Here is a 15,379-nt window from a genome sequence, read left to right as displayed (position 1 = left end):
GGTCAGGGCCCCTGGGACCCTCAGGTCCCGCAGGACCCGCAGGACCCGCAGGACCCGCAGGGTTCAGAGCGAGGGCTGGGCGGCCGCCGAGAGCGAGCCGCACAGCGCCGTGGCATCGCCCGTCGCGTACGGGTCGGTGCCCGCGGGGCCGCCCGCCTTCGCCTTCTGTCCGGCGAGCAGCGGCCGCAGCTGGTTGGCGGCGTCGGCGGAGCAGGCGAGCGGGCCCGCCTGCATGTACGAGACGAGCAGCTCGGCCTGGCGCATCCGCAGGTCGTCGCGGTCGAAGCGGAACTGCAGCTCACGGCGGACGGTGAACAGCGAGGCCTTGACGTGCTCGCCCTTGCCGGCCGGCCGCAGCGCGTAGACGAAGGTGTGGTCCGAGGACACCTCAAGGGTGTTCTTGTCCGCCTCGGTGGCGTGCAGCGTGCCGTGGACGCGGATGCCGGGCGAGGCGAGGGCGGTCCTCGTCGGGTCGAACCGCACCAGCCAGCCGGTGGGCGCGTGCCGGCCGTCGGCCGCCGGGTGGGCGAAGCTCTCGTCGAACTGGTCGAGCTGCCTCGGGTCGAGCAGGATCCTCGTGGAGCGCACGGCGCCGCCGGTGAGGACGTCCGGGTCGAGCGACGACTCCACGAGATAGTCCTTGGCGGTGGTCAGCGCGGTCATCACCTGACCGTCCGAGAAGTGCGAGGTCCGGTGCGCGGCGGGGAGGTTGATGCCGGACGCGCCCACCCGGAACTGCGCGGCCGGACTGTGCTCGTACAGCTCGGCCACCTTCTCGGCGCCGGGCACGGGCCCCGGCGGGGCGAGCGGGATGACCGTCATCCGCAGCGGCTCGGGGCGCTGGGCGGCCGGGTTCTGGTACGGGTGGCGTACGCCCATGTAGATCGCGGTGCCGAAGGCGACGGCGATCAGCACGACGAGGATCACGGCCTGTCTGGAGAGGTGCCGGTGGCGGGCTGGACGGCGGCGCACCGCATGGGTGTGGTCACTCATGCGCTCCTGCGCGGAGTACTCCTGGAGCCGCGCGGCGCGGACGAACGACTCGTCGAACACGACGGATCGGTACTCGTCCTCACCACCGGCGGGAGCACCCTCGGGTGTCCCCTCAGGTGGTTCTCCTGGCCCGCCCATACCTTCAGGGTAGGTCTCCGCGCGGTCAGGTAAACGCCCTGGTACGCGACAAGTTCTGACAACTTCTCACGGGGTGCGGGGCGTCGCCGACACCGGCGGCGGGCCGTACTCGGCGGAGGCCGACGGCTCCGTGGACACCGGCGGCGGGGAAGGGTCCTGGCGGCCCGCCGACGCGCCGCGGTAGACAGCGGTGAAGGCGAGCGCGACCATGCCTATGCCCATCACGAGGGCGAGCATCCAGGCGACCGGGCGGTGCCAGCGGTTGCGGCCGCCATAGCCCTGGCGGCCGTATCCGTCCTCGGTGAACTCCCGGTCGTACACGTCGTCGAGGTCCGCGTCGTGGCCGAACTCGCCGCCGTCCGGGCCGAAGCCCTCGTCGTAGAGGTCGTCGTCCGCCGCGTCACGGCCCGAGCCCCGGGTGCGGGCCCGGCGGCTCTCGGCCTCGGAGGCCTCGGCCCGCGCCTGGGCGGCGGCCAACAGCCGCTCCACCGCGGTGGGTTCATGTATCTCGGCGGCCTTGACGAAGGCCTCGTCGAAGACCACGGAGGCGAACTCTTCGTCCGCACCCCCGCGGTCGTGGTCGTCGTCGGGCTCCCAGCCGTCAGGAAACGACGGCGTGCCCCCCACGTCCTCCGGCACCCTTCCAGCCTAGCCCCGGAAGGGGCAATCTGGGCAGACGGTAAGGGAATTAGGCCGCCGCTCTCCGACTCGGCGGCCTCAGCGGGTGTGGCCGTCGCCGGTGAGGATGTACTTCGTCGACGTCAGCTCGGGAAGCCCCATCGGGCCCCGGGCGTGCAGCTTCTGCGTGGAGATTCCGATCTCGGCGCCGAAGCCGAACTGGCTGCCGTCCGTGAAGCGCGTGGAGGCGTTCACGGCGACCGTGGTGGAGTCCACGAGCTGGGTGAAGCGGCGCGCTGCCTGCTGCGAGGTGGTGACGATCGCCTCGGTGTGCCCGGAGGTCCACAGGCGGATGTGCTCGACGGCCTGCTCCAGGGAGTCGACGATGCCGGCCGCGATGTCGTACGAGAGGTATTCGGTCTCCCAGTCCTCGGTCGTCGCGGGCACGACGGTGGCCTTGGACCCGTCTGTGCCCTCTACGTACCCGATGACCCGCTCGTCGGCGTGCACGGTGACCCCGGCCTCGGCGAGGGCGTCCAGCGCGCGCGGCAGGAAGGCGTCGGCGATGTCCGCGTGCACCAGGAGGGTCTCGGCGGCGTTGCAGACGCTGGGGCGCTGGGCCTTGGAGTTGATGAGGATGTCGACGGCCATGTCGATGTCGGCCTCGGCGTCCACGTAGACGTGGCAGTTGCCGGTGCCGGTCTCGATGACCGGGACGGTGGACTCCTCGACGACGGTCTTGATCAGCGAGGCGCCGCCGCGCGGGATGAGGACGTCGACGAGGCCGCGGGCGCGCATCAGCTCGCGCACGGAGTCGCGGTTGTCGCCCGGCACGAGCTGGACGGCGTCGGCGGGCAGACCCGCTCCGTGGACGGCGTCGCGAAGGACCCGGACCAGCGCGGTGTTCGATTCGTACGCCGACGACGAGCCCCGCAGGAGTACCGCGTTGCCGGACTTCAGGCAGAGGGCGGCGGCGTCCACGGTGACGTTCGGGCGGGCCTCGTAGATGATCCCGACGACGCCCAGCGGGACGCGGACCTGGCGCAGGTCGATGCCGTTCGGCAGGGTCGAGCCGCGGACGACCTCACCGACGGGGTCGGGCAGGCCCGCCACGTCGCGCACGTCGGCGGCGATGGCGCGGACCCGCTCCGGGGTGAGCGTCAGACGGTCGACGATGGACTCGCTCGTCCCGGCCTCACGGGCACGGGCGGTGTCCTTGCCGTTGGCCTCGATGATCTCGGCGGTGCGCACCTCAAGGGCGTCGGCGATCGCCAGGAGCGCGTCGTCCTTGGCGGCACGCGGCAGCGGCGCGAGCGTCGCGGCGGCGCCGCGGGCGCGGTAGGCGGCCTGGGCGACGGGCGAGAGGTTGTCGTACGGCAGGCCCGAGAACGGAGGGGTGAGGGACGTCATGCCCGCAGCGTAATAGGCGGCGGCCGGGGTCCACCCACTGTTTCAGCAGCCGAGACCACGGTGCTCACGACGGCTCAAAAAGGGTGCACGCCCACCGGGGTCGCCGGAAGCGGACCGTACCCCTCCGCGATGCGCTGGTGGTACGTGTCGCGGTCGATCACCTCCAGCCCCACGATCTCCCAGGGCGGGAGCTGCGCGCTCTGCCGGTGCTCGCCCCAGAGCCGGAGCGCGACCGCGGCCGCGTCGTGCAGGTCGCGGGCCTCTTCCCAGTACCGGATCTCCGCGTGGTCGGGCGCATACCTGCTGGTCAGCAGAAAGGGGTGGTCGTGAGCGAGCTGTTCGAGGCCACGCCTGACCTCTTTCAGCGGGGCTTCGCTCCCCGAGACACTCAGGGTGACGTGCCACAGACGGGGCGCGTCCACCGTCTCGCCCTCCCTCTCGTCCGTCTCGCCCGCCGCTTGCGTGTCACCGGTGTACGTGGCCCCCGCGGCAACGCTGGTCAGGGACCGTTCGGCCGGCGCGCGGGACGGAGCCCCCGGGCGCACTCGTCTCACGACGGCCTCCTCTACGCAATGGTGGTGCGGATACGCAATGGTCGTGCGGAAGTGTCTGGAACAAAGTTGAGCAGGCCAAGCGCCTCCGCGGGGCGGTTTTGGGGAGTTTCACCTCGCAGGGGCCGGTCCTCGCACGGCGTTCGCGGCTGTTTTCGGCCGGGGCGCGCGGAGCTGGTCGTGCAGCAGCGCCAGGTCGTCCCGGTGCACCACTTCCCGCTCGTACGCCGGTCCGAGCTCCCGCGCGAGATCCCGCGTGGAACGGCCGAGGAGCTGCGGGAGCTCCTTGGCGTCGAAGTTCACCAGACCGCGCGCCACGGCCCGCCCCGCGGTGTCCCGCAGCTCGACCGGGTCGCCCGCGGCGAAGTCGCCCTCGACCGCCGCGATGCCGGCGGGCAGCAGCGATTTGCGCCCCTCGACGACCGCGCGCACCGCCCCGTCGTCGAGCGTCAGTGCGCCCTGCGGCTCGGAGGCGTGCTGGAGCCAGAGGAGCCGGTCGGCGGAGCGGCGGCCCGTGCGGTGGAAGTACGTGCCGGTGTCGCGGCCAGCGAGGGCGTCGGCGGCCTGGCTGGCGGAGGTCAGGACCACCGGGATCCCGGCCGCGGCGGCGATCCGCGCGGCCTCGACCTTGGTGACCATGCCGCCGGTGCCGACGCCCGCCTTGCCCGCGCTGCCGATCTGGACGTGCGCTATGTCGGCGGGGCCCGTCACCTCGGAGATCCGGGAGGTGCCCGGCCTGGCCGGGTCGCCGTCGTAGAGGCCGTCCACGTCGGAGAGCAGGACGAGGAGATCGGCGTGGACGAGATGGGCGACGAGCGCGGCGAGCCGGTCGTTGTCGCCGAAGCGGATCTCGTCCGTCGCCACCGTGTCGTTCTCGTTCACGACGGGCAGCGCGCCCATCGCCAGGAGCTGGTCGAGGGTGCGGGAGGCGTTGCGGTGGTGGGCACGCCGTGCCATGTCGTCGGAGGTGAGGAGCACCTGCCCGACGCGTACGCCGTAGCGCGCGAAGGAAGCGGTGTAGCGGGCCACGAGAAGCCCCTGGCCGACGCTGGCGGCCGCTTGCTGCCTCGCCAGGTCCTTGGGGCGCCTACGGAGCCCCAGCGGCGAAAGACCGGCCGCGATGGCACCGGACGATACGAGCACGACCTCGCGCTCGCCGCCGCTGCGGCTCTTGGCCAGCACGTCGACGAGGGCGTCGACGCGGTCGGCGTCCAGGCCCCCCGACGCGGTGGTCAGGGACGAGGACCCGACCTTGACGACGATCCTGTGGGCCTCTGCGATGCCCTGCCTTGCCCCAGCCACGTGCTTCCCCAATGATCCCGAAGATCCCGATCCCTGCCGGATCCCTGCCGGACCAGCAATCTACGCGAGTGAGCGCGTGTGCCGCCCATCCATTTCGAGGGACGGACCGAAGACTCCCCGGAGGCAAATCCTCGCCCGAAGGTTCAGTACCTTTGCCCCTTTATCCGGTGATTGTCGTCACGGAAGATTGCTACAGGACCACCGCACGTCATACGGTCAGTGGTCGACTTCCCCGCCTTCCCCCCATCACCCCCATCCGATCCCCCGCCAGGAGCCCAAGCCCGTGCCCTCTGCCGGACTCGCACCCCGCCGCATCGTGCAGCTCACCGCGCTGTTCGCGATGTTCGCGCTCTTCACGGCCCAGCTCGTCAGCGCGCTGGTCCCGTACGTACCGGTGTTCATCGCCGCATCGGCGGCGAACCTCGCGCTCGACGTCTATCTGCAGTACAAGCAGCCGGGGCTCCTCTCCCTCCTTGGCAAGATCCGTTTCGATGTCACCGTCAGGCAGCTCCTGCGCGACATGTTGATCCTGGTCGGCCTGCTGCGCATCGACGGCATCGAGCCGCTCGCCGAGCAGTCGCCGCTGACGATCTCGCTGCTTGCCTTCTACTTCCTGCACTTCGGCTGCCAGGCCACCGCCATACTGGTGCGCCGCCGCCGGCAGCTGCCGATCGTCACGCGCAACATCGACACGTCCGAGCTGCACCTGACCAAGGCCCCGCCGCGGATCCTCTCGCGCCGCCAGGCCCACCGCCTGCTCACGTTCTCGATCCCCGCCACGGCCGGCCTGATGGTCACCGCGGGCACCACGGACGCGTACTGGGGCGGCATCGGCCTGGGGATCTCCATCGCCCTGATGGGCCTCGGCGCGATCTACCTCGCCACGTGGCTGCTCCCCAAGAAGCGCGCGAAGAACGACGAGAAGGTCATGGAGTGGCTGGACAACTGGCTGGCCGAGTACCAGCCGTCCGTCGCCATGTACTTCTCGGGCGGCGCCACGTCCGCGTACCAGGCGAACATGTGGCTCTCCACGCTCTCCAAGCTCGACGGCAAGCCGCTGATCGTGCTGCGTGAGCGGTTCATGGTGCAGAAGATCGACGCGACGGACGTCCCGATCATCTGCTTCCCGAAGGTCGCGACGATGTTCTCCCTGGAGACCTCGACGCTGAAGATGATGCTGCACCCGGCGAACGCCGCGAAGACCTCGCAGGTCCTGCGCATCCCGACGATCAAGCACGCCTTCATCAACCACGGCGAGAGCGACAAGCTGTCCTCCTGCAACCCGTACGCGAAGGCGTACGACGAGGTGTGGGTGGCCGGACCCGCCGCGCGCGACCGCTACCAAGCCGCCGACGTCGGCGTGGACGACAAGGACGTGGTCGAGGTCGGCCGCCCCCAGCTGTCCCCGATCCTGCGGTCCACGGGCGCCCCCACGGGCCCGTTCACGACCGTGCTGTACGCCCCCACCTGGGAGGGCTGGGACGGCAACCCCGGCAACACGTCGGTGACCCTCGCGGGCGAGAACATCGTCCGGCACCTCCTCGCCGACCCTGGCGTCCGGCTCATCTACAAGCCGCACCCGATGACCGGTTCGCAGGACCCCCGCGCCGGCGCCGCCGACCTGCGCATCAAGGCGATGATCCGCGAGGCCGCCGCCAAGCGTTCGGGCGAGCGTCCCGGCCCGGAGGCGGCCGCCGAACTGGCGCGCCGCGCCGCCGAGCTGGACCAGTTGACCTCGACCGCGTTCCGCAAGAGCGTGGACGAGATGGAGCGCATGATGCTCCAGGGCACCCCCGACGGGGACCAGCAGGCGGCGGTCGCCGAGGCGACGGCCGCGTGGGAGGCGGCGTACTGGGCGTCGTTCCCCGAGTGGGAGCACCAGATCATCACCACGGCGCGCCCCGCGATCTTCTCCTGCTTCAACCAGGCGGACCTGCTGATCAGCGATGTCTCCTCGGTCGTCTCCGACTGGCTGACGAACGAGAAGCCGTACGCGGTCGCCAACACGTCCGGCATGTCCGAGGCGGACTTCCGCGCGGGCTTCCCGACGGTGAGCGCGGCAACGATCCTCTCCCCGACCGCCGAGGGCGTCCCGGCCCTCCTGGAGGCCGTCCGCTCCCCGGAGAAGGACGCCCACGCCGAGGCCCGCGCGGCCCTCAAGGAGCACCTCCTGGGCCCCTCGGACCCGCCCTCGCTGGTCCGCTTCAACCAGGCGGCCCTCGCGCTCTCGGCCAAGGCCGACGAACGCCGCATCCGCATGGCCACCCGCATCGACGCGGAAATCCCCGGCCAGCGCGCGGCGGAGGACGCAGCGGAAGAAATGGAGTCCGACCCGGCCGAACAGAACGGCGCAGAGGACTCGGTCACGGCGTAAGGCCCCGTAGGGGCGCGGGGAACTGCGCGACAAGCCCCCACGCACCCGCACGCGGTGTACGAACAAGAGAAGGCCCCCGGAGCCGAAGCTCCGGGGGCCTTCTCCGTACTGCACTGCTCCGGGCGCCCCGCCTAGAACGGCTCGAAGTCGTCGTACGCCTTCTCCGCCTCGTCCCGCTCGCTGTCCCGCTCCCGGCGACGCTGCGCCGCGGGACGGGGCTCCTCCAGGCGGTGGTCCTCGCCGCGGCGGCCCAGCATCTCCGCGCCGGCCATCACCGAGGGCTCCCAGTCGAAGACGACCGCGTTCTCCTCGGGGCCGATGGCGACGCCGTCACCGGTGCCCGCGCCCGCCTTCATGAGCGCGTCCTCGACGCCGAGGCGGTTCAGGCGGTCCGCGAGGTAGCCGACGGCCTCGTCGTTGTTGAAGTCCGTCTGGCGCACCCAGCGCTCCGGCTTCTCGCCGCGCACGCGGTAGATGCCGTCGTCGCCGAGCTTGACGGTGAAGCCCGCGTCGTCCACGGCCTTGGGACGGATGACGATGCGGGTCGCCTCCTCCTTCGGCTTCGCGGCACGCGCGGCGCCGACGACCTCGGCGAGCGCGAAGGACAGCTCCTTGAGGCCCTTGTGCGCCACGGCCGACACCTCGAAGACGCGGTAGCCGCGGGCCTCCAGGTCGGGCCGGACGAGGTCCGCGAGGTCCTGTCCGTCCGGTACGTCGATCTTGTTGAGGACGACGACGCGCGGACGGTTCTCCAGGCCCGCGCCGTACTCCCGCAGCTCCTCCTCGATGATGTCGAGGTCGGAGACGGGGTCACGGTCGGACTCCAGCGTCGCCGTGTCCAGGACGTGCACCAGGACGCTGCAGCGCTCGACGTGCCGCAGGAACTCCAGGCCGAGGCCCTTGCCCTGGCTCGCGCCCGGGATCAGACCGGGCACGTCGGCGATGGTGTAGACGGTCGAACCGGCCGTCACCACACCGAGGTTGGGGACGAGCGTCGTGAACGGGTAGTCCGCGATCTTCGGCTTGGCGGCGCTCAGGACCGAGATCAGCGAGGACTTGCCCGCGCTCGGGTAGCCGACGAGCGCGACGTCCGCGACGGTCTTGAGCTCCAGGACGACGTCGCCGGCATCGCCCGGCTCACCGAGCAGCGCGAAGCCCGGCGCCTTGCGGCGGGCCGAGGCCAGCGCCGCGTTGCCGAGGCCGCCACGGCCGCCCTGCGAGGCCACGTAGGTCGTGCCCTGGCCGACGAGGTCGGCGAGGACGTTGCCCTGCTTGTCGAGGACGACGGTGCCGTCCGGCACGGGCAGGACGAGGTCCTGGCCGTCCTTGCCGGAGCGGTTGTCGCCGGCGCCGGGGGCGCCGTTGGTGGCCTTGCGGTGCGGGGAGTGGTGGTAGTCGAGCAACGTCGTGACCGACTGGTCGACGACCAGGATCACGTCACCGCCACGGCCGCCGTTGCCGCCGTCGGGGCCGCCGAGCGGCTTGAACTTCTCACGGTGGACGGAGGCACAGCCGTGGCCTCCGGCACCCGCGGCGACGTGCAGCTCGACGCGGTCCACGAAGGTGGTCATGGGGTGTGCCTCCAGAAACGTGCGGAATGTCGGGGCGAAATGCCCCTAGGTGTAACACGCGAAGGGCGGACCCGCTTCCCGACAGGGAAGTGAGGTCCGCCCTCGCGAAGAACCTGTTCTACGGAAGCCTGATTCAGGCGACCGGAACGATGTTCACGACCTTGCGGCCACGGTGGGTGCCGAACTCCACCGCACCGGCGTCCAGCGCGAACAAGGTGTCGTCCTTGCCGCGGCCGACGCCCGAGCCCGGGTGGAAGTGGGTGCCACGCTGGCGGACCAGGATCTCACCGGCGTTGACGGTCTGACCGCCGAAGCGCTTCACGCCGAGCCGCTGAGCATTGGAGTCGCGCCCGTTCCGAGTGGACGATGCGCCCTTCTTGTGTGCCATGTCTCAGTCCCTTACTTCGCAGCCGTGGGGATACCGGTGACCTTGATCGCCGTGTACTGCTGGCGGTGACCCTGGCGACGGCGGTAGCCGGTCTTGTTCTTGTACCGAAGGATGTCGATCTTGACGCCCTTGTGGTGGTCCACGACCTCGGCCGTGACCTTGATGCCGGCCAGCACCCACGGGTCGCTGGTGACGGCTTCGCCGTCGACAACGAGCAGGGTCGAGAGCTCGACCGTGTCGCCAACCTTGGCGGTGGGAATCTTGTCAACCTCAACGATGTCGTCGACAGCAACCTTGTGCTGGCGACCACCGCTGCGCACGATGGCGTACACGCGGATCTCTCTCTCGCTCGGAACGGGACCCCCGCAGTCCAGCCGGCCGTTCGCACGGTCGGCCTCTCCCGAGCGCCAGGCGCCGGAAGGAAATTAGGTTTACAGGGGTTGAGCGTGTCTATTGACACGCCGACGCTCAAGATTACGGGGCTGGGCCACAAGGGTCAAACCGGCTTCTCGCCGTCCGGCGGCAGCGGCTTGACGCCCTTGCACAGATCCGTGCTGTCGGCCTTGCCCGGCCAGGCGATGGTCCGCACCCGGTCGAAATGACCGCGGTACGCGTCGTGCACCGAGTCGTCGTCGACCTTCACGATCGCCTCGTCGTTCTCGCGCAGCGCGGGCGCCGTGTAGTTCTGCGACCCGGTGAAGGAGATCTTGTTCTGCTTCCCGTCGTACATGCCGTCGATGAGCAGGTACTTCGAGTGGATGATGTAGGGCGTCACGAGCTTGGTGCCGGGGTGCAGCGGGTCCCGGTCGTCGTTGAAGCAGCGCATCGTGGGGCCACCGGCCTTGTGCAGCGCCTCCCAGGTGCCGGGGGTGCCGCCCTGGCTCTTGGCGCTGTCGGTCTCGGCGTAGACGATGCTGACCGTGCAGCCCGCCTTCTTGAGCGAGACGAGCTTGTCGGCGATCTGCTTCCGGGTGATCTTGAAGATCGAGGCGCGGACGTTCGTGTGCCGGGCCACCCCGGCCGCGTCCCTGTAGTTGCACTGCACGTTGTTCAGGACCGAGTACATGGTGTCGGTCTCGTTGACCGTGCCGGAGCGCGGGAAGAAGTACGCCTTGTAGAGGCCGTCGCTCACCGTGCGGTAGTCCCAGTTCCGCCAGTCCTTGCGCGTCATGTCCGCGAAGTAGTCGGCGTACGCCTCGTACATCGTCGGGTTGTTCGGGAGCTGCAGCGCGTCGTTGTAGAACTTCGTGTGCGCGGAGGGCGTCGAGTTCGACGTGGTCTGCACGACGACGTCCCTGGCGCCCTCGACCTGCGAGAACAGCCAGAACTTGTTGTGCATGATCGACTTGCCGTACCTGGGGTCGCCCAGGCAGGACTTGCCCGTCGGGCAGAGCGTCACGAAGGACGACTTGCTCTTGTCGGTGCCCAGCTCCGCCGCGAGCCTGCTGTACGAGGTGTTCGTGGGGCGATCGCTCCTGCTGGTCTCGTCAAGCACCATCTGTACGTGCACACCGCGCTGCTTGGCCTGCACGAGCGCGTCGACGACCGAGGCCTCCCACACGTGGTAGACAGCGACCTTGATGGTCGAGCCGGGCACCGCGGCGTTCGTCAGCTCGATGAGCCGCGTCCGGATCGCGTACTGCTGCTCGGGAGTGCCCAGCGGATCGTTGAAGATCGGCGCCTCCACCAGGGGCGGCTCCCCGTCGGCCGCCGCCGTCCCCACGGCGCTCACGGACTGGATGCCCGCCGCCGACAGGACCGTGGCCAGCGCGACGGCCTGCCGGCCGCCCTTGATCTGTTTCGCGGCACGGTGACGACCCGTGCCTCTCAGGCGACCGTGCGCCATTGTCCAACCCCTCCCTGACACGAACGCGACGTCTCCCCAGACACCACGCCCGTGTGCTCCTTCACCAACCGCATGAGTTTTACAGGTGCTTCACCGCGTTCCAACAGCCAGATGCCCCCGGCATGGAGAAATCACCATGCCGGGGGCATCCGGTCATATGTACGGACTACAAAGAAGGAGGTCAGCCCTCGTCGGCCGCGGAAGCCTTGACACCGGCCGGTGCCTGCTCCGCCGCAGCGGTCTTCTTCGTCGTCTTCGACGCCTTCTTGGCCGTCGTCTTCTTTGCGGCCGTCTTCTTGGCCGCGGTCTTCTTGGCGGCCGCCTTCTTCGCGGGCGCCTTCTTGGCGGCGGTCTTACGCGCCGCCTTCTTGGCCGGAGCGGCTTCCTCGGCGGGAGCCTCGGCGTCCGTGTCGGCCTTCTCAGGGGCCTGAGCGGCCTTCTCGGCCGACGGGACGACCAGGACGGCCGCATCCTCCGACGCGGTCGGCGCGGTGGCCTTGCGGACCGCACGGCGGCGCGGACGGGCCGGGGCGGCGTCGGCCTTGTCGGGAGAGGCCACCGGCTCGGCCGCGACCGGCTCGGCTACGGGCTCCGCCTTGGGCGCCTCGGTGACGATCACCTCGGCGGCTTCCGGCTCGGTGGTCCGGTCCGTCTTCGGCGAACCGGCGGGCGACGTCGCCTTGCGGGTCGCACGACGGCGCGTGCGCCCCTTGGGTGCCGCGTCGTCCGCGGGCGCCTCGTGGGCCACCTCGACGACCGGGTCCTCCGCGGCGGCGGGGGTCTCGACCACCGGGGCCTCGACCACCGGAGCCTCGGCCTGAGGTGCCTCGGCCTTGGCGGCACGGGACCTGCCCCGCTTCTCCGCCTTGGGCGCGGCCTCCTCCCTGGGAGCCGACTCCGCCTTGGGGGCGCCGGCCGGAGCCGAGGCCCGACGGGTCGCCCTGCGGCGCGAACGGCCACCGCGGGATGCCGCGGCCTCGGCCTCGGAGGCGCTGCTGTACAGCTCCTCGTCCGGCACGAACTCGGGCTCGGGAAGCGCCACCGGGGCGGCGGCTTCCGCGGCGACCTCGGCCTCGGACTCGGTCTCGACCTCGTCCGTGATGTCGAGCGCCTCGTGGTCGTGCTCGTGCGTGTGCTCCTGGCCCTGCTCCGAGCCGCCGCGACCGCGCTTCTTGCGCTTGCCGCCGCCACCGGCGGAGGTCGGCTGCTCCATGTGCACGATGACACCGCGGCCGTTGCAGTGGACGCAGGTCTCGGAGAAGGACTCCAGCAGGCCCTGGCCGACCCGCTTGCGGGTCATCTGGACCAGGCCCAGCGAGGTGACCTCGGCCACCTGGTGCTTCGTACGGTCGCGGCCCAGGCACTCCAGGAGGCGCCGCAGCACCAGGTCCCGGTTCTGCTCCAGGACCATGTCGATGAAGTCGATGACGACGATGCCGCCGAGGTCACGCAGCCGCAGCTGACGCACGATCTCCTCGGCCGCCTCCAGGTTGTTCTTCGTGACGGTCTCTTCGAGGTTGCCGCCCTGGCCGGTGAACTTCCCGGTGTTGACGTCGACGACGATCATCGCCTCGGTCTTGTCGATCACCAGCGAGCCGCCGCTGGGCAGCCAGACCTTGCGGTCCAGGGCCTTCATCAGCTGCTCGTCGATGCGGTACGTCGCGAAGACGTCGACCTCGGAGGTCCAGCGCTGCAGGCGGTCGGCCAGGTCGGGGGCGACGTGCGAGACGTATCCGTGGATGGTCTCCCAGGCGTCCTCGCCGCTGACGATGACCTTCGAGAAGTCCTCGTTGAAGATGTCGCGGACGACACGGACGGTCATGTCCGGCTCGCCGTAGAGCAGCGTCGGCGCGGCGCCGCCGTTCTTCGCCTTCTTCTGGATCTCTTCCCACTGCTGCTGCAGACGCTCGACGTCACGGCGCAGCTCGTCCTCGCTCGCGCCCTCGGCGGCGGTGCGCACGATGACGCCCGCGTCCTCGGGGACGATCTTCTTGAGGATGGTCTTCAGACGCGCGCGCTCGGTGTCGGGCAGCTTGCGGCTGATGCCGGTCATCGAGCCCTCGGGCACGTAGACCAGGTAGCGGCCGGGCAGCGAGACCTGGCTGGTGAGGCGGGCGCCCTTGTGGCCGATCGGGTCCTTCGTGACCTGCACGAGGACCGACTGTCCTGACTTCAGGGCCGACTCGATGCGGCGGGGGCCGTTGGCCATCCCGAGCGCCTCGAAGTTGACCTCACCGGCGTACAGGACCGCGTTGCGGCCCTTGCCGATGTCGATGAAGGCGGCCTCCATGGACGGCAGCACGTTCTGGACCTTGCCCAGGTAGACGTTGCCGACGTACGAGGTGGCCTGCTCCTTGTTGACGTAGTGCTCGACGAGCACGTTGTCCTCGAGGACGCCGATCTGGGTGCGCTCGCCGTTCTGGCGGACGACCATCACGCGCTCGACGGCCTCACGGCGGGCCAGGAACTCGGCCTCCGTGATGATCGGGACGCGGCGGCGGCCCTGCTCGCGGCCCTCGCGGCGGCGCTGCTTCTTGGCCTCAAGGCGGGTCGAGCCCTTGATGGACGTGACCTCGTCGACGCCGGTGCCGAGCTCGCGCTCTTCCTTCTTGCGCGGCTCACGGACCTTGACGACCGTACGCTCCGGGTCGCCGTCCGCGGTGTTCTCGCCCTCACCGGAGTCACCGGCGCGACGACGGCGGCGACGACGGCGACGGCTGCTGCTTGAGCCGGAGCCCGAGCCGTTGTCGTCGGCGTCCTCGTCGCCCTGATCGGCGGTGTCCTCGGCGTCGTCGGTGGACTGGCCCTGCTCGGCTGAGGCGTCCGTGTCGGACTCGTGGTCGGAGTCCTGCTGGTCGCCGGAGTCGTCGGCGGACTCACCGCGGCGGCGGCGACGGCCACCGCGACGGCGACGGCGGCCGTGCCGCTCACCGGAGTCGTCCGACTCGTCCGTGTCCTGGCTGTCTTGGCTGTCCTGGCTGTCGGCGTCCTCGGCGGTGTCCTCGGCCTCTTCGGCTTCGGGGGCCTCGGCCTCGACGGGCTGCGGCGCGGCCTTGGCCGGCTCACGCTCGGCGGCGGGCTGCTCGTCGGAGGCACGGCCGCGGCGACGGCGACGGCGCGGGCCCGTCTCCTCCTCCACCACGGGGGCGGCGGCCACGGGCTCGGCCTCGACCTCTTCGGCGGGCTCGTCGGCCGCTTCGGCGGCGGCAGCGGCGGCAGCGCTCTCGGGGGTCTGGAACATCGGCGCGGCGAACACGGGCGCCTGGAAGACGGCGACGGCGGGGCGCGGCTTGCGCCCGGAGTCCTCGTCGGAGTCACCGCCGCGCGCCTTGCGGGCCCGCGTCGGGGCAGGCGCCGAGAATCCGGCGGCGGCCTTGCGGGTGGCACGGCGGGGACGGCGGCCCGTGGGCGCGTCCTCCTCGGCGGGTTCCGCTTCGGGGGTCTGCTTGGCCGCGGCAGGCGCGGCGTCCGCCTTCGGCTCGGCGGCGGGGGCCTGCTCGGCGGCCTGCGGCTCGGCGGCGGGCGCGGACGAGCCACGGGTCGCGCGGCGGCGGGCACGGCGCGGGGCGGCGTCGCCGGACTCCGGCTGCGCCTCGGGCGCGGCCTCGGCGGCGGGCTCCTGCACGGCGGACTCAGCGGCCACCGGCGTCTCGGCGGCGGCCTGCGGCGCACCGGCGGGCGCGGAGGCGCGGCGCGTGGCGCGGCGGCGGCGCGGGGCGGGAGCGGTCTCTTCGGGCTCGGCCTCGGCCGCGGCCGGGGCGGGCTCGGCGACCGGCGCCTCGGCGTGCGTCTCGGCGCCCTGCGGCGCACCGGCGGGAGCCGAGGCACGGCGGGTGGCACGGCGGCGGCGCGGCGCGGGCGCGGCTTCCTCGGCCGCTGCGGGCTCCGGGGTCACGGCCGCTGCGGGCTCTTCGGCGGCGGGGGTGGCCGGTATGGCTGGCGCAGTGCCCTCGGTGGCCTCGGTGGCCCCCACGGGCGGGCCCGCGGGGCGCGACGCCGCACGGCGCCTGCGGCGCGGCGGCAGGGTGTCGCTGGGTGTGTTGTTGTCCGAGCCCTCAGTGGGTTCGTTCGGCTCATGCATGCGGGCGGTTCTCCCGTCACGCTCCCGGGCGCCGCGCCTGGTCCGGTGATGTCCGCGGCCCTCGCTCAGCTACGCGGGGCCGCCATCCGGGGGCGTGGGCGCCGCAC

At 71.3% G+C, this 15,379-nt stretch carries 11 protein-coding genes; 1 reads left to right on the top strand and 10 read right to left on the bottom strand.

All coding sequences use genetic code 11. From position 1 onward, the window contains the following. Window positions 1-63: 63 nt before the first annotated feature. The 5 genes from OG302_RS27455 to proB form a co-directional block, all read right to left on the bottom strand. Window positions 64-1,131, bottom strand: coding sequence for a hypothetical protein (locus OG302_RS27455; protein WP_371529203.1), 1,068 nt, complete (start codon window positions 1,129-1,131; stop codon window positions 64-66). A gap of 66 nt (window positions 1,132-1,197) precedes the next feature. Next, a complete protein-coding gene (locus OG302_RS27450) occupies window positions 1,198-1,770 on the bottom strand; it encodes a hypothetical protein (RefSeq protein ID WP_371529202.1) in 573 nt (190 codons plus the stop codon). 78 nt (window positions 1,771-1,848) lie between these two features. Then, window positions 1,849-3,159: a glutamate-5-semialdehyde dehydrogenase gene (locus tag OG302_RS27445; RefSeq protein ID WP_371529201.1), complete on the bottom strand. Its 1,311-nt coding sequence runs from the start codon at window positions 3,157-3,159 to the stop codon at window positions 1,849-1,851. 74 nt (window positions 3,160-3,233) lie between these two features. Beyond that, window positions 3,234-3,713: a hypothetical protein gene (locus tag OG302_RS27440; RefSeq protein ID WP_371529200.1), complete on the bottom strand. Its 480-nt coding sequence runs from the start codon at window positions 3,711-3,713 to the stop codon at window positions 3,234-3,236. A gap of 108 nt (window positions 3,714-3,821) precedes the next feature. Continuing rightward, window positions 3,822-5,012, bottom strand: coding sequence for a glutamate 5-kinase (proB, locus tag OG302_RS27435; RefSeq protein ID WP_371529199.1), 1,191 nt, complete (start codon window positions 5,010-5,012; stop codon window positions 3,822-3,824). A 283-nt stretch (window positions 5,013-5,295) separates the two neighbouring features. Here proB and OG302_RS27430 point away from each other — a divergent pair, with 283 nt between their 5' ends. Continuing rightward, entirely contained in the window at window positions 5,296-7,386 is a 2,091-nt protein-coding gene (locus OG302_RS27430; protein WP_371529197.1) for a hypothetical protein, read from the top strand. Between the two features lie 131 nt (window positions 7,387-7,517). Here the strand turns inward: OG302_RS27430 and obgE are convergent, their stop codons facing one another. The 5 genes from obgE to OG302_RS27405 form a co-directional block, all read right to left on the bottom strand. Further along, complete coding sequence (obgE, locus tag OG302_RS27425; protein ID WP_371529196.1) at window positions 7,518-8,957, bottom strand: GTPase ObgE; 1,440 nt, start codon at window positions 8,955-8,957, stop codon at window positions 7,518-7,520. Between the two features lie 133 nt (window positions 8,958-9,090). Further along, on the bottom strand, window positions 9,091-9,345 hold the full coding sequence (gene rpmA, locus OG302_RS27420) for a 50S ribosomal protein L27 (RefSeq protein ID WP_030564037.1): 255 nt from the start codon (window positions 9,343-9,345) through the stop codon (window positions 9,091-9,093). 11 nt (window positions 9,346-9,356) lie between these two features. Beyond that, on the bottom strand, window positions 9,357-9,677 hold the full coding sequence (gene rplU, locus OG302_RS27415) for a 50S ribosomal protein L21 (protein ID WP_361828232.1): 321 nt from the start codon (window positions 9,675-9,677) through the stop codon (window positions 9,357-9,359). Window positions 9,678-9,841: 164 nt separating this feature from the next. Beyond that, complete coding sequence (locus tag OG302_RS27410; protein ID WP_371529195.1) at window positions 9,842-11,191, bottom strand: phospholipase D-like domain-containing protein; 1,350 nt, start codon at window positions 11,189-11,191, stop codon at window positions 9,842-9,844. Between the two features lie 181 nt (window positions 11,192-11,372). Further along, entirely contained in the window at window positions 11,373-15,272 is a 3,900-nt protein-coding gene (locus tag OG302_RS27405; RefSeq protein ID WP_371529194.1) for an Rne/Rng family ribonuclease, read from the bottom strand. Between the last annotated feature and the right edge of the window lie 107 nt (window positions 15,273-15,379).

The organism is Streptomyces sp. NBC_01283 (genome assembly GCF_041435335.1).
In the GTDB taxonomy this organism is placed as follows: Bacteria; Actinomycetota; Actinomycetes; order Streptomycetales; family Streptomycetaceae; genus Streptomyces.
This window is presented reverse-complemented; position numbering and strand designations above follow the sequence as displayed.

Bases quoted from the DNA above. Each gene is read 5' to 3' on its own strand.
- OG302_RS27455 (WP_371529203.1), bottom strand. From the start codon at position 1,131: ATGGGCGGGCCAGGAGAACCACCTGAGGGGACACCCGAGGGTGCTCCC.
- OG302_RS27445 (WP_371529201.1), bottom strand. From the start codon at position 3,159: ATGACGTCCCTCACCCCTCCGTTCTCGGGCCTGCCGTACGACAACCTC.
- obgE (WP_371529196.1), bottom strand. From the start codon at position 8,957: ATGACCACCTTCGTGGACCGCGTCGAGCTGCACGTCGCCGCGGGTGCC.
- rpmA (WP_030564037.1), bottom strand. From the start codon at position 9,345: ATGGCACACAAGAAGGGCGCATCGTCCACTCGGAACGGGCGCGACTCC.
- OG302_RS27410 (WP_371529195.1), bottom strand. From the start codon at position 11,191: ATGGCGCACGGTCGCCTGAGAGGCACGGGTCGTCACCGTGCCGCGAAA.
- OG302_RS27405 (WP_371529194.1), bottom strand. From the start codon at position 15,272: ATGCATGAGCCGAACGAACCCACTGAGGGCTCGGACAACAACACACCC.